10 protein-coding genes are annotated in these 13,673 nt (G+C 67.4%); 3 read left to right on the top strand and 7 right to left on the bottom strand.

The genetic code is table 11. From position 1 onward, the window contains the following. Positions 1 to 73: 73 nt before the first annotated feature. From glcF to AC1DDA_RS04805, 4 genes are read right to left on the bottom strand one after another with little or no spacing between them, the layout of a single operon-like run. Positions 74 to 1,447, bottom strand: a complete 1,374-nt coding sequence (glcF, locus tag AC1DDA_RS04790) for a glycolate oxidase subunit GlcF (RefSeq protein WP_476794848.1) — start codon at positions 1,445 to 1,447, stop codon at positions 74 to 76. Between the two features lie 3 nt (positions 1,448 to 1,450). Further along, positions 1,451 to 2,086: a DUF2585 domain-containing protein gene (locus AC1DDA_RS04795; protein ID WP_476794849.1), complete on the bottom strand. Its 636-nt coding sequence runs from the start codon at positions 2,084 to 2,086 to the stop codon at positions 1,451 to 1,453. Next, the gene (locus tag AC1DDA_RS04800; RefSeq protein ID WP_476794850.1) at positions 2,086 to 3,273 is read right to left on the bottom strand and encodes an FAD-binding protein; all 1,188 of its coding nucleotides are present in this window, start codon (positions 3,271 to 3,273) and stop codon (positions 2,086 to 2,088) included. Before AC1DDA_RS04800 ends, AC1DDA_RS04795 begins: the two co-directional genes overlap by 1 nt. Then, entirely contained in the window at positions 3,270 to 4,706 is a 1,437-nt protein-coding gene (locus AC1DDA_RS04805; protein ID WP_476794851.1) for an FAD-binding oxidoreductase, read from the bottom strand. The genes AC1DDA_RS04800 and AC1DDA_RS04805 overlap by 4 nt, the downstream gene beginning before the upstream one ends. Before the next feature lie 136 nt (positions 4,707 to 4,842). Here AC1DDA_RS04805 and AC1DDA_RS04810 point away from each other — a divergent pair, with 136 nt between their 5' ends. Both AC1DDA_RS04810 and AC1DDA_RS04815 read left to right on the top strand, forming a co-directional pair. Next, positions 4,843 to 5,748, top strand: a complete 906-nt coding sequence (locus tag AC1DDA_RS04810) for a LysR family transcriptional regulator (protein WP_476795125.1) — start codon at positions 4,843 to 4,845, stop codon at positions 5,746 to 5,748. A gap of 149 nt (positions 5,749 to 5,897) precedes the next feature. Continuing rightward, on the top strand, positions 5,898 to 6,836 hold the full coding sequence (locus tag AC1DDA_RS04815) for an SMP-30/gluconolactonase/LRE family protein (protein WP_476794852.1): 939 nt from the start codon (positions 5,898 to 5,900) through the stop codon (positions 6,834 to 6,836). A gap of 16 nt (positions 6,837 to 6,852) precedes the next feature. On the opposite strand, the gene AC1DDA_RS04820 is transcribed toward AC1DDA_RS04815, so the two are convergent. From AC1DDA_RS04820 to mscL, 3 genes are all read right to left on the bottom strand, one after another. Beyond that, positions 6,853 to 7,914: an AbrB family transcriptional regulator gene (locus AC1DDA_RS04820; protein ID WP_476794853.1), complete on the bottom strand. Its 1,062-nt coding sequence runs from the start codon at positions 7,912 to 7,914 to the stop codon at positions 6,853 to 6,855. Between the two features lie 119 nt (positions 7,915 to 8,033). Continuing rightward, a complete protein-coding gene (locus AC1DDA_RS04825) occupies positions 8,034 to 9,227 on the bottom strand; it encodes a pyridoxal phosphate-dependent aminotransferase (RefSeq protein WP_476794854.1) in 1,194 nt (397 codons plus the stop codon). A gap of 121 nt (positions 9,228 to 9,348) precedes the next feature. Next, positions 9,349 to 9,771: a large conductance mechanosensitive channel protein MscL gene (gene mscL / locus AC1DDA_RS04830; protein ID WP_441511031.1), complete on the bottom strand. Its 423-nt coding sequence runs from the start codon at positions 9,769 to 9,771 to the stop codon at positions 9,349 to 9,351. Between the two features lie 280 nt (positions 9,772 to 10,051). On the opposite strand from mscL, the gene AC1DDA_RS04835 reads away from it, so the two are divergent. Continuing rightward, entirely contained in the window at positions 10,052 to 13,618 is a 3,567-nt protein-coding gene (locus AC1DDA_RS04835; RefSeq protein ID WP_476794855.1) for a hybrid sensor histidine kinase/response regulator, read from the top strand. Positions 13,619 to 13,673 lie beyond the last annotated feature (55 nt).

Genomic DNA, 13,673 nt, shown 5'->3' on the forward strand with positions numbered 1-13,673 from the left:
ATTCACGTCTTCGTTCGGCGAGCGCGGTGTTCAAGACCTGGATACTCGCCACAAGGGCGAGCATGACGGCGTGCTACTCCGCAGCCGCCAGCGCCTTCTCCCGCAGCGGCCGATCCGCGATCCCGGCCCGCGCCAGCTTCTCCGGCAGCGGGCCGCCGGTCGCCCAGTCCAGCAGCTCGGCGGTGTGGACCACAGGCGTGGTCGCGCCCTTGTCGGCAAAACCCTTCGCGAGCTGGGTCATACAGCCGATATTGCCGGTCGCGACCAGCACCGGCTTGGTGCGCTCGATATTGCCGATCTTGCGCTCGCGCAGGCGGCCGGCGATCTCGGGCTGGAGGATGTTGTAGACGCCGGCCGAGCCGCAGCAGATATGGCCCTCCGGCACCTCCTTGACCTTGAAGCCCGCGCCCGAGAGCAGCCGCTTCGGCCCGTCCTTGAGCTGCTGGCCGTGCTGCATCGAGCAGGCCGAGTGATAGGCGATGGGCATAGCGACATCGCGGACTGGAGCGAGCTCCAGCGTCTCCAGGAATTCGGTGACGTCCTTCGCCAGCGCGGAGACCTTCGCCGCCTTCTCGGCATAATCAGGCTCGTTGCGGAACATGAAGCCGTAATCCTTGATCGTCGTGCCGCAGCCCGAGGCCGTGATCACGATGGCGTCGAGCCCCTCGCCGTCGATCTCCGCCATCCAGGCGTCGATATTCGCACGCGCGAAGGCGAGCGCGTCGTGCTCCTGCCCCATATGGTGGACGAGCGCGCCGCAGCAGCCCTCGCCCTTCGGCAGCACAACCTCGACGCCGTGCCTATTGAGCAGGCGGATCGTCGCCTCGTTGATCGCGGGATCGAGCACCGGCTGGGCGCAGCCGGAGAGCAGCGCGACGCGCTTCGTCCGTGCCGCGCGCGGGGGGAAGCTCTGCGGCCCCTCCATCGTCGATCGCGTCGGCAGCCGCACCGGCGCCAGTGCCAGCATCGCTTTCAGCCGCGGCCCGACGACCGGCAGCACGCCGAGGACGGGAGCGAGGGGCTTGCCGATGAGCGCCGCCAGCATCGCCGCCCGGAAACGGCCGGGATAGGGCAGGATCGAAGCCAGAATCTTGCGCAGCAGCCGGTCATGCCAGGAGCGCGTATAGGTCTCCTCGATATGGGCGCGGGCATGGTCGACGAGGTGCATGTAGTGCACGCCCGAGGGGCAGGTCGTCATGCAGGACAGGCAGGAGAGGCAGCGGTCGATATGGGTGACCACCTCCGGCGTCGCCGGCTTGCCGTTCTCCAGCATGTCCTTGATCAGGTAGATCCGCCCGCGCGGGGAATCCAGCTCGTCACCGAGCAGTAGATAAGTCGGGCAGGTCGCGGTGCAGAAGCCGCAATGCACGCAGGTCCGCAGGATCTTCTCCGAGGCCGGCATGCGGGGATCGGAGGCAAGGCGTTCGGGGGTGAAGTTGGTCTGCATGGCTCAGGCTCCGCCCTGCCAGGCTTTGATCCCATCCATCGGCCAGAGCAGCATGACGACGTTGAGGGTGAGGTTGTCACGGATCAACCAGCCGACGATCAGCTCCATTGCGAGCGCGCTCGAAACAGTCAGCCAGACAGGCGCCAGCCGCGCGACGAAGAAGCCCAGTACCATGGCCAGGATATCGGAAACCGAGTTCAGGACGCTGTCGCCGTAATAGTCCAGCGAGATCGTGGCGGAGCGGTAGTGGTTGATCACCGCGTCGGTGTTCTCGGTGATCTCCCAGGCGCTCTCGATCACGATGGCGAGCAGCAGCGCGAGGCCGAAGGAGAGCGGCAGGCCGGTGAAGCGGCGGATCAGCCAGAACAGGCCGTAGAACAGGAAGCCGTGGATGATGTGCGAGAAGGTGTACCAGTCGGCGATGTGCTGGGAGTTCTCGGAGGACATCACCGTGCCCTGCCAGAGCTTGATGGTCCCGCACTTGCAGATGGGCTCGCGGCCCATCCAGAGCAGGACGGCCGCCGCGCCGACCGTCAGCAGCGCCGCCAGCACGGCGATAACCACTGGGCTCAGACGGCCCGGCGCCCAGTTCGCTCCGATCGTAGGCCTCTCGGCGGAAAGCGTATCAGCGAGCGTCATCAGATCCCCGCATACATCCGGCCGGGCTCGAAGATGCCGGCCGGGTCGAAGCTCTTCTTGATGCCGGCCGTGACCCGCATCAGCGGCTCGGCCAGCGGCTGGAACACCTCGACCGAAGCGCGCACCGCATCGGGCGCCCGCACCAGCATAGCGTGGCCGCCGAGCGGTTTCAGCGCGGTGCGGATGGCGGCCGTACCGGCATCGCCATCGGCGGAAACCGCCAGCCAGACCAGCCCGCCGCCCCAGTCGTAGAACCAGCGCGCGCCCGGCAGCATCCGCCCGATCGCCGTGGCCGCCTTCGGGCCGTCCGTCGGCTTGAGCGAGAGGCGCCAGACGGCCTCGTCCGTTCCGGCGAAGAAGGCAGCGTCGCGGATATCGCGCCAGAGTTCGGCCATGCCCTCGCCTTCGAGACGGTCGGGCACGCCGTATTCGCCGAGAAGCAGGGCGAGCTCGCCGGCGCGGTATTCGATCGAGTCCGGGAAATTCTCCAGGCGCAGGAGCGTCACGGCTGCCTCCCCAGCGAGGCCAGCAGGAAGATGGGCCGCGGCCATCGGCTCGAAGGGCGAGCCCAGCGCCTTCGATAGAAGAGCAACGCCCTGCGCATCCGACAACCCGCGCCATTGCAGCGTCGCGATCTCCGCCGGCTTCGGAAGCACGCGGAAGGTGACTTCAGTGAGGAAGCCGAGCGTGCCGTGGCTGCCGCTGACGAGCTTCACCAGATCGAGGCCGGTAACGTTCTTCATCACGCGGCCCCCGGATTTGATCATCTCGCCGCGGCCATTGACCATGCGGATGCCGATCAGGGAATCGCGCGCGGCGCCGGCATTGATGCGGCGTGGGCCGGAGATGTTGCAGGCGGCGATGGCGCCGATCGTCGGCTCGCCCTCGGTGCCATAGAGGGCACGGTGGTCCATCGGCTCGAAGGGCAGCATCTGACCGCGCTCGGCCAGCGTCTCCTGCACCAGGGCGAGCTGCGTGCCGGCGCGCGCGGCGATAACCATCTCGGCCGGCTCGTAGAGGGTGATGCCGGTGAGGCCCGCGCTGGACAAGGTGCTCGCGGCCTGGGCCGGGCGGCCGAGACCAGCCCGTGTACCGCCCCCGCTCAAGGTCAGCGGCACGCGGGAGTCGATGACCGATTTCACGACGGCGCAGGCCTGCGCCTCAGTGGTGGGGGTGTGGATGATCACGCCGCGATACGCCCCTCGAGCGGAAAAACCTTCGCGGGATTGAGCAGCCAGCGCTCGTCGAACACCGCCCGCACCCGCATCTGCTGGGCAAGATCCGCTTCGTTGAACTGGAAGGTCATCAGGTCGCGTTTCTCGATGCCGACGCCGTGCTCGCCGGTGAGGCAGCCACCGACCTCGACACAGAGCTTGAGGATGTCCATGCCGGCATCCTCCGCTTTCTGCGCCTCGACCGGGTCGTTGCAATTGTAGAGGATGAGCGGGTGGAGGTTGCCGTCGCCGGCGTGGAAGACGTTGGCGACGCGCAGGCCATAGCTCTTCACGATCTCGTCCATGCGCTTCAGCACGTAGGGGAGCTGCCCGGTCGGGATGGTGCCGTCCATGCAGATGTAATCCGCGATGCGGCCGGTGGCGCCGAAGGCCGATTTACGGCCCTTCCAGATCGCGGCCGACTCCATGGCGGACTGGCTCTCCTTCACCGTCTTGACGCCGTGCTCCCTAGCGATGGCGACGATGCGGGCAAGCTGGGCGTCCATCTCGGCATCCGAGCCCTCGACCTCGATGATCAGCAGCGCCTCGACATCCATCGGGTAGCCCGCCTTGGCGAAGGCCTCGCAGATCTCGATCGCCGGCTTGTCCATGAACTCCATCGCGACCGGGATGATGCCGGCGCCGATGATCGCCGCCACGGCCGCACCGGCCTGCTCGCTGGTCGGGAAGCCGAACAGCACCGGACGCGCGCCCTCGGCCGAACGCAGGATGCGGACCGTTGCCTCGGTGATGATTCCGAGCTGGCCCTCCGAGCCGTTGATCAGGCCGAGCAGGTCGTAGCCCGGCGAATCGAGATGGCCGCCGCCGATCTCGACGATGCTGCCGTCGAGCATGACCAGCGTGACGCCGAGCACGTTATTGGTGGTGACGCCGTATTTCAGGCAATGCGCGCCGCCCGAGTTCATGCCGATATTGCCGCCGATCGAGCAGGCAAGCTGCGAGGACGGGTCGGGCGCGTAGAAGAAGCCCTCGGCCGCGACGGCGCCGGTCACCGCGAGATTGGTGACGCCGGCCTGCACCCTGGCGGTGCGGTTGGAATAGTCGATCTCGAGGATGCGGTTCATCTTCGAGACGCCGATGACGATCGCATCCTCCTGCGGAATCGCGCCGCCGGCGAGCGAGGTGCCGGCGCCGCGCGGCACCACCGGGACGCCCTGCTCGCGGCAATAGCGCAGCACGGCCGCCACCTCCTGCGTGGTCGAGGGCAGCACGACCGCGAGCGGCATGCGGCGATAGGCAGTCAGCGCATCGGTCTCGTAGGGGCGGCGCTCGTCGTCGCTGGTGATCAGGGCGTCCCGCGCCACCAGACCGGCGAGGCCCGCGATGATCGATTCGCGGCGGGCGAGAATGCCGGCATCCGGCACCGGAAAAGCTATCGCGCTCATCACTCCCTCCCATCTCAACGGCACCAGAGCACCGCTCTCGGCGCATTGTTTGCGCTGCAGATTAGATCAATTCAATGGCTCTTGCAGCGCGGCTAAAGCCAGCCATTATTTCCAGAATGGAAAAGGTGGCGTGCTGATGGACCGATTCGGCGATCTCGATGTGTTTGCGCATGTGGTGACGGCGAAAAGCATGTCGGCGGCAGGCCGCCAGCTCAACCTGTCGCCCGCCGTCATCTCGAAGCGGATTCGCCGGCTCGAGGAGCGGCTCGGCGTACGCCTGCTCCAACGCACGACCCGGCAGCTGGCGCTGACCGAAGCCGGACAGGGCTTCTATGAGCGCGTCGTCTCGATCCTGTCCTCGATCGAGGAGGCCGAGGCCTGGGTCGCGAGCGGCGCCGGGCAGGCCCGCGGCACGCTGCGCGTCTCGGCGCCGACCTCCTTCGGGCGCATGCATGTCGCGCCGCATCTCAAGCGCTTCCTCGACGATAACCCACTGGTGACGGTCGAGCTCGTCCTGAGCGACGCCTTCGTCGATGTCGTCGGCGAGGGTTTCGATCTCGCCATCCGAATCGCCGACCTGCAGGATTCGAGCCTCGTCGCGAAGCGGCTCGCGCCGAACCATCGCGTGCTCTGCGCCACGCCGGGCTATCTCGCCGCGCATGGCGTGCCGGCGGAGATCGGCGACCTCCCCCGCCATACGCTGATTGCGCATAACGCCGATCACTGGCGACTGGACGGGCCGGAAGGGCCGGTCTCAGTGCGCGTCAACGGCCCCTTGCGGACCAATTCGAGCGAGGTGGTGCGCGAGGCGCTGCTGGCGGGCGTCGGCGTCGCGCTGCGCTCGACCTGGGATGTCGGCCCGGAGCTGAAATCGGGCGCTCTGCAGCGGGTACTCCCGGCCTATGCGGTCGGCTCGCGCGTCGCGGTCTACGCGGTCTATCCAAGCCGCCGCCACATGGAGCAGAAGGTGCGCGCCTTCGTCGATTATCTCGGAGATCTCTACGGCGCCACGCCTTATTGGGATGCGGGGCTTGCACTCTAGCATTCGCTGGACCGAGATCATGCGGAGCCGTCATGCTCGGGCTTGACCCGAGCATCTCAAGACAAGAGAGCTGCTCCTCTGCCTGAGATTCTCGGGTCTACGCTTCGCTTCGCCCGAGAATGACGATCCGGCAGCAAGGGAGGAATGACATGTTCGGTGTGCTCGAAGGCACGGGGCTCTCGGTGCTCGATCCGCGGTTCCACCGCGTCATCCCCGGCTCGGCCCGGGTCGAGCGCCTGTGGACCGGCGCGCGCTGGTCGGAGGGACCGGCGTGGTTCCCGGCGCACAACTCGCTGGTCTGGTCGGACATCCCGAACAACCGGATGCTACGCTACGATGCGCTTACCGGCCATGTCGGCACCTTCCGTCAGCCGGCGCGCAACTCCAACGGCAACACCGTCGACGCTCAGGGTCGGCTCGTCACTTGCGAGCATGGCGGGCGGCAGGTGACGCGCACCGAGCATGACGGCTCGATCACCGTGCTGGCGAGCCACTATGGCGGGAAGCGGCTGAACTCACCCAACGATGTGGTGGTGAAGTCCGATAGCTCGATCTGGTTCACGGACCCCGATTACGGCATCCTGACCGACTACGAGGGCGACAAGTCGCCGAGCGAGATCGGCGCCTGCAACGTCTACCGCATCGACGGAAATACCGGCGAGATCTCCATCGTCTCCGATGATTTCGTCAAGCCAAACGGGCTCGCCTTCTCCCCGGACGAGAGCATCCTCTACATCGCCGACACCGGCGCCAGCCACGACCCCGAGAACGGGCCGCGGCATATCCGCAGCTTTACGATCGGGAGCGATGGCCGCACGCTCGGCGCTTCCAAGGTGTTCGCCACCTGCACGGCCGGGCTGTTCGACGGCTTTCGCCTCGACGTCGAAGGCCGGATTTGGACGAGCGCGGCCGACGGCGTGCACATCTACCACCCTGACGGCACGCTGATCGGCAAGGTCGCGATCCCTGAGATCGTCGCCAATGTCTGCTGGGGCGGCCCGAAGCTCAACCGCCTGTTCATCTGCGGCACGACTTCGCTCTATTCGGTGATGACGCACACTAACGGGGCGGCGCGGCCGGGCGGCTGAGCCGCCGCGACCTGCCTCAGCGTGGCGGCTCGCTCTTCACCCGCATCAGCACCAGCGGCATGGCAAGGCCGATGATGACGAAGCGCACGAGATGGTGAGCACCGACATAAAGCGTGTCGAGCCCCATCGCGAAGGCCAGCATCGCCATCGCCTCCAGCCCTCCCGGCGCAAAAGCGACCATGCCGCTGGCGTAGGATGTACCGGCGAGCCAGGCCGCCGGCCAGGCGAACAGGAAGGCGACACCGATCGAGACGGCGAAGCCGCCGATCGCCAGCGGAAACAACCCCCTGAGTTCCTTGCGCGGGATATGGGCGATGCGCCCGCCCATGGTCGAGCCCAGCAGGATCTGGACGGCGATCTGGACCGGCTGCGGCAGCGTGCCTTCGATCAGGCCGGAGCCGTGCAGGACCGCGCTGGCGAAGGTCGCGCCGAACATCAGCGGCGCCGCAAGCCCAAGCCGGTCGAGGCCGAGGCCGAGCAGCAGGCCTGCCATCGTCACGCCCAGCATGGTGCCGGGGCCGATCGAGACCGAAGCCGGAATAGGGGCTCCGGCAGAAATGCCGGTCGCCTGCATGAGGCTGGGAAGGCAGGCGACCAGGACGAGCAACCGGAACAGCTGAACCACCGAGATGCGTCCGATATTGGCGCCCTTGGCCTGGGCCACGGCGAGCACCGTCGAGAGCGCGCCGGGCGCGGCGGCGAGCAGCGCGTCAATCCAGGGCCAACGCGCGACATGGCGCAGATAGGCGCCTGTCGCGAGCATGATCGCGGCGACACCGACGAGGAGCACGGCAAGCGAGGCAGGGTAGCGTGCGGCGGCGGCCAACGCTTCAGGCGTGGCCGAAGACCCGAGAATGGTGCCGGACAGCACCATCGTCGCGTCGAACCAGGGCCGCCGCAGCGTCGGAAGCGGGCGCACCAGCGCCACGGCCGTGCTCAGCACCATCGAGCCCGAGAGCCAGGCGGCCGGCATGCCGAGCAGCGCAAACAGGCCGCCGCCCACAGCGGCCAATGCAATGACGAGAACCTCCCGCCAGAGGATCGTCAGCCGGTTCGTCGGGTATCCGAAGGGTTTCATTGAGCTCCGGGCGCGCAGATCGGGCCGCGCCGGAGCGTTCATGGCGGCAGGCGCCGCAACGGTCAATCGCGCTCGGCCCGCCCGCGCGCAAGGCAGCTCTGCGCTGCGGGCGCGGCGGCTCAGATCGTCGCCAGAGCCTTCTGCAGCCGGGCGACCGCCTCGACCAGATCGGAGGACTTGCGAGCAAAGCACAGGCGCAAGCCGGTTTCGCCGCCGGGACCGAAGGCCGTGCCGGGAGCGAGGCCGACATTGGCCTTGTCGACCAGTTCGAGCGCCAGCTTGCGGGAATCGTCGCGGCCATCGACGGAGAAGAACTGGTAGAACGCCCCGACCGGCGCCGAGAGCGTCACGCGGTTCGTCGCCTTCAGGCCCTCGAAGATGATCCGCCGGCCTTCGGCGGCGCGCGCGATCTGCTCGGCGACAAAGCTCTCGCCATCGTCCAACGCTGCGACCGCGCCCCGCTGCACGAAGACCGGCGAGCCGGAGGTCGAGTACTGGATCAGGTTCTCGATGACCTGGCCGAAGGCTTCCGGCGCCTCGATCCAGCCGATGCGCCAACCCGTCATCGCCCAGTTCTTCGAGAAGGTCTGAACGAAGACGACGCGGTCCTCCGGCCCCATGATGTCGTGGAAGGAGGGCGCGCGTTCCGAACCGTCGAAGACGAAGCGGCCATAGATCTCGTCGGCGATGATCCAGATGCCGTGCTTGCGCGAGAGCGCGAGCAGCGCTTCCTGCTCGGCCCGCGTCGCTGTCCAGCCGGTCGGGTTAGAGGGCGAATTGATCAGGATGCCGCGCGTCTTCGGCGTGATCGCAGCTGCGAGCTTGTCGAGATCGAGCGTGAACCGGCCCTGCGCATAATCCATCGGGACGCAGACCGTGCGCGCGCCGGCAACGCTGACCGCCGCGCCGAAATTCGGCCAGGCGGGGGTCGGGATGATCAGCTCGTCGCCCGGCCCCGCGATCATGCGGACCGCGATCTGGACCGACTGCATGCCCGAGCCGGTGATGAAGAACCGCTCAGGCGAGAAGCTCTGGCCGTAGAGGCGCTCGTGATAGCGCGCCAGCGCCTCGCGCAGCTCGGGAATACCGCGCTGCCAGGTGTAGAAGGTCTCGCCGGCCGCAAGCGAGCGCGCCGCCACGTCGCTGATGAAGGACGGGGTGGGCAGATCGCCCTCGCCGACCCAGAGCGGAATCAGGCCCGGCCGCAGCCGGCCATAGTTCATGACCTCGACGATGCCGCTTTCCGGCGCGTTGACGGCTTCCGGGCGGAGCTCCGCGACCAGGGTGCTACCGGGCAGAGTGGCGGTGTTCATCAGCATCGACCTCGCGACATTCGATGTCCTGCTTTAGCCGATCGCGGCGCCGGCTGGCATGAAATCGCGAGATCAGGTCGATCGGCGGCCGTGATGAATCGCGGCCGCGGGGACGAAACCGTCAGGCACCCTTCTGCTGCTTGAGCAGGTCCCGGATCTCGGTCAACAGCGCGACATCGGCCGCGGGCGCGGCCGGGGCCGGCGTAGCGGCTTCCGCACGGCGCTTGAGCTGGTTGATGCCCTTGACCACGAGGAAGAGGACGAAGGCGATGATCAGGAAGTTGATCGCCACGGTGACGAAGTTGCCATAGGCCAGCACCGCGCCCTGCTTCTTGGCGTCCACCAGAACGGGCGAGGTGACGGCGCGGTTGAGGCCGAAGAAGTAGTTCGAGAAGTCGACGCCGCCCAGCGCGCCGATGAACGGCATGATGATGTCCTGGACGAGAGAATCGACGATCCTGCCGAAGGACGCGCCGATGACCACGCCGATAGCAAGGTCGATGACATTGCCCTTCAGTGCGAATTCCTTGAATTCCTTCAGCATGCTGGACCCCTTCTAGTCTACGACACTGCCCCGTCAGCCGGTTTCAGGACGCTAGACCAACCCGGCGGAACAGGAAAAGCCCGAATGCCCGCCAAAATCAGGCGCATCGGGGCTTTCGCAGCAAAGAGCTGGGGATGACTTGCGCCTTTGTCCTATGGCGGGCTCGGGGCACGTCCGATAAACTGTCACAAAACTCGAAGCGACAGCTCATTTCGAAACGGAAGTTCATGGCGATCGGACTCCGGCCTCGTTCGCGCATCGGCACGCCAGGGATCGCGACATGATTCCCGCCTGGTCCGTGATTCTGGTCGCGCTCGCCTATCTGTGCGGCCTGTTCGCCGTGGCCCATATCGCCGACACCTCGGGCCGCAAGCTGATCTCCGGCCGGGCGCGCACCACGATCTATGCGCTCGCACTCGGCGTCTACTGCACCTCCTGGACCTTCTACGGCTCGGTCGGCTTTGCCAATCGCGCCGGATTCGACTTCCTCGGCATCTATGTCGGGCCGATCCTCGTCATCGGCCTCGGCCACCGCTTCGTCGGGCGCATCGTCAGCATCGCCAAGTCCCAGAACATCACCTCGATCGCCGACTTCGTCGGCGCGCGCTACGGCAAGAGCGAGCGGGTCGCGGCGCTGGTCTGCATCGTCGCCGTGATCGGCGCGCTACCCTATATCGCCCTGCAGTTGAAGGCCGTTGCCAACTCGCTCTCGGTCTTCCTCACCGCGACGGGCGGCCATGCGCTGATGCCGGGCGTCCCGCTGCTGAGCGACCTGCCCTTCGTCGTTGCGATCGTGCTCGCCAGCTTCGCCTGCGCCTTCGGCACGCGCCACATCGACGCCACCGAACACCAGGACGGGCTCGTGCTCGCGATCGCGGTCGAATCGCTGATCAAGCTCGTGGCCTTCCTCGTCCTCGGCGCCTTCGTCGTCTACGGGCTGTTCGGCGGGCCGGGCGACCTGCTGGCCCAGGCAGCGAAACCCGCCGAGGGCATGCTGCCGATCTGGGAGCGGACGTCGAGCTGGCCGAACTTCCTGACGCTGACCCTGCTGTCGAGCTGTGCGGCGCTGCTGCTGGCGCGCCAGTTCCACATGACCATCGTGGAAAACCGCGACGTGCGCGACGTGCGGCGCGCAGCCTGGATGTTCCCGCTCTACCTCGTCCTGATCAACCTGTTCGTGCTGCCGCTGGCGGCCGCCGGCGAGATCATGATGCCCGGAAGCGGCGTCGATCGCGACATGACGGTCCTGCTGCTGCCTTTGCAGAGCGAGGCGGGGGTGATCGCGCTCTTCGTCTTCGTCGGCGGCCTCTCAGCGGCGACGGCGATGGTGATCGTCGCTTCCGTCGCGCTCGCGATCATGATCTCCAACCACATCGTGATGCCCGTGCTGCTGCGCGTGCGGCGCGCGCTCAGCGACCCCAATCGTTCCGGCCGGCTTTTCAACGGCAGCAGCGACGGCAGCACGGGCGGCGACCTCGGCTCGCAGGTCGTCGTCATCCGCAGGCTCGGCATCTTCCTCGTGATCCTGCTCGGCTATGTCTATTACCGCGCCTCCGGAGAGGCTGCGCTGGTCTCGATCGGCCTGCTCTCCTTCGCGGCGACCGCGCAGATCGCACCGGCCTTCTTCGGCGGGCTGTTCTGGCGGCGCGGCACGGCGCTCGGCGCGGCGGCCGGGTTGACGATCGGCACCATGGTCTGGGCCTACACCTTGCTGATGCCGAGCCTCGCCCTCCCCGGCGGCTGGTGGAGCAGCATCGTCGCGAACGGCCCCTTCGGCGCCGAAACCCTGCGGCCGGAAGCGCTGTTCGGGCTCGACTGGCCGGCGCTGCCGCATGGCGTGTTCTGGAGCCTCGGCCTCAACATCCTCGCCTATGTCGGTTTCTCGCTGCTCAGGCCCGCCAATGCGATGGAGCGGCTGCAGGCCAATGCCTTCGTCGAATCCCAGCCCGCGACGATGGCACAGTCCTTCTCGCTCTGGCGCACCAGCGTCACCGAAGGCGAGTTGCAGGCGACCATCGCGCGCTATCTCGGCCACGAGCGCACCGAACGCGCCTTCGAGGGCTTCAATTCCAGCCGCGGCGAGATGCCGGACCCCAATCGCCATGCCGATATCCACCTGCTGCGCTTCGGCGAGCATCTGCTCTCCTCCGCCATCGGCGCGGCCTCGTCGCGGCTCGTGCTCTCGCTGCTGCTGAAACGGCGCAATCTCTCGACCGAAGCCGCCTTCAAGCTGCTCGACGACGCCTCGGCGGCCCTGCAATATAATCGCGACATCCTGCAGCACGGCCTCGACCATGCCGGCCAGGGCATCACGGTGCTTGACCGGGATCTGCGCATCGTCGCCTGGAACCAGGCCTTTGTGGCGCTATACGACCTGCCGCCCTCGCTGGTGCGCTTCGGCACCGGGCTCGACGAGATCGTGCGCTTCAACGCCGCGCGCGGCGCCTATGGCGACGGTGCGCAGGACGAGCTGATGGCGGCGCGGCTGGAGAGCTTCGTCAAGGACCGCGAGCCGGTGCGCCTCAAGCTCTATCCCTCCAAGAAGGTCATCGAAGTCCGCACCAATGCGCTGCCGGATGGCGGCTTCGTCACGACGTATACCGACATCACCGAGACGGTCGCCGGCGAGGAAGAGCTCGAACGCGCCAATGAGCGCCTTGAGAAACGCGTCGCCGAGCGCACCGAGGAACTCCTGCACGTCAATGCCGAGCTGCAGCGCGCCAAGGCCGAAGCCGAAGCCGCCAACGCTTCCAAGACGCGCTTCCTCGCCGCCGCCAGCCACGACATCCTGCAACCGCTCAACGCGGCGCGGCTCTATGCGACATCGCTGGTCGAGCGCGACCGCACCGCCGGGGAGCCGGATCTGGCCGAGAACATCGACGCCTCGCTCGACGCGGTCGAGGAGATCCTCACCGCGCTGCTCGAGATCTCCCGGCTCGACGGCGGAGCGCTGAGGCCCGAGCTCTCCTCTTTCCGGCTCGACGAGCTGATGCGCCAGCTCCAGCGCGAATTCGAGCCGAGCGCCCAGGAAAAAGGCCTCAAGCTCGTCTTCATGCCGACCAGCCTGACGCTGCGCTCAGACCGGCGCCTGCTGCGCCGCCTCCTGCAGAACCTGATCTCGAACGCGATCAAATACACGCCGAACGGCAAGGTGCTGATCGGCTGCCGCCGCCGGGGCAATCAGGTCGCGGTCGAGGTGATCGATACCGGGCTCGGCATTCCGCAAAGCAAGCAGAAGACGGTTTTCCGGGAGTTCCAGCGGCTCGACCAAGGCGCCAAGGTGGCGCGAGGCCTGGGTCTCGGGCTCTCGATCGTGCAGCGCATCGCACGCGCCCTCGACCACGGGCTGACGCTCGATTCGGCGCCGGGGCGCGGCACGCGCTTCTCGGTCGCGGTGCCGCGCGCTGCGCCGCTGCCGGCCATGGCGACGGGGAGCGCGCCGCGGCAGGCGCCGGCCGGGCAGCTCGCCGGAATGCGGCTGCTGGTCATCGACAACGAGCCGGCCATTCTCGACGGCATGAAGCGGCTGCTCGAAGGCTGGGGCTGCCAGGTGCGCACCGCCTCCAGCCTGGAGGAGGCCCTGCCGCATGTCGGCGGCAAGGGCGAGGCCGACGTGCTGATCGCCGATTATCACCTCGACCACGGCAACGGGCTCACCGCGATCAGCGCGCTCAGGGCGCGGGCGCGCACGCCGATGCCGGCGATCCTGCTCACCGCCGACCGGACGCCGCATGTCCGCGAGGCGGCGAATGCGCTCGACGTCTACCTGCTCAACAAGCCCCTGAAACCAGCGGCGCTACGCGCGCTGCTCGCGCAGTGGCGCGCTACACGGCTGGCGGCAGAATAATGTTCTGCCCTTCAAAGCCGACGAGCCCTGATCCTGAGGAGCGCTCGAAGAGCGC

It is taken from the genome of Allobosea sp. 10N428, from assembly GCF_056394545.1.

Excerpts from the sequence above, each read along its gene's own strand:
- AC1DDA_RS04820 (WP_476794853.1), bottom strand. The coding sequence starts at position 7,914 with ATGAAACCCTTCGGATACCCGACGAACCGGCTGACGATCCTCTGGCGG.
- AC1DDA_RS04810 (WP_476795125.1), top strand. The coding sequence starts at position 4,843 with ATGGACCGATTCGGCGATCTCGATGTGTTTGCGCATGTGGTGACGGCG.
- mscL (WP_441511031.1), bottom strand. The coding sequence starts at position 9,771 with ATGCTGAAGGAATTCAAGGAATTCGCACTGAAGGGCAATGTCATCGAC.
- AC1DDA_RS04795 (WP_476794849.1), bottom strand. The coding sequence starts at position 2,086 with ATGACGCTCGCTGATACGCTTTCCGCCGAGAGGCCTACGATCGGAGCG.
- AC1DDA_RS04805 (WP_476794851.1), bottom strand. The coding sequence starts at position 4,706 with ATGAGCGCGATAGCTTTTCCGGTGCCGGATGCCGGCATTCTCGCCCGC.
- glcF (WP_476794848.1), bottom strand. The coding sequence starts at position 1,447 with ATGCAGACCAACTTCACCCCCGAACGCCTTGCCTCCGATCCCCGCATG.
- AC1DDA_RS04825 (WP_476794854.1), bottom strand. The coding sequence starts at position 9,227 with ATGAACACCGCCACTCTGCCCGGTAGCACCCTGGTCGCGGAGCTCCGC.
- AC1DDA_RS04815 (WP_476794852.1), top strand. The coding sequence starts at position 5,898 with ATGTTCGGTGTGCTCGAAGGCACGGGGCTCTCGGTGCTCGATCCGCGG.
- AC1DDA_RS04835 (WP_476794855.1), top strand. The coding sequence starts at position 10,052 with ATGATTCCCGCCTGGTCCGTGATTCTGGTCGCGCTCGCCTATCTGTGC.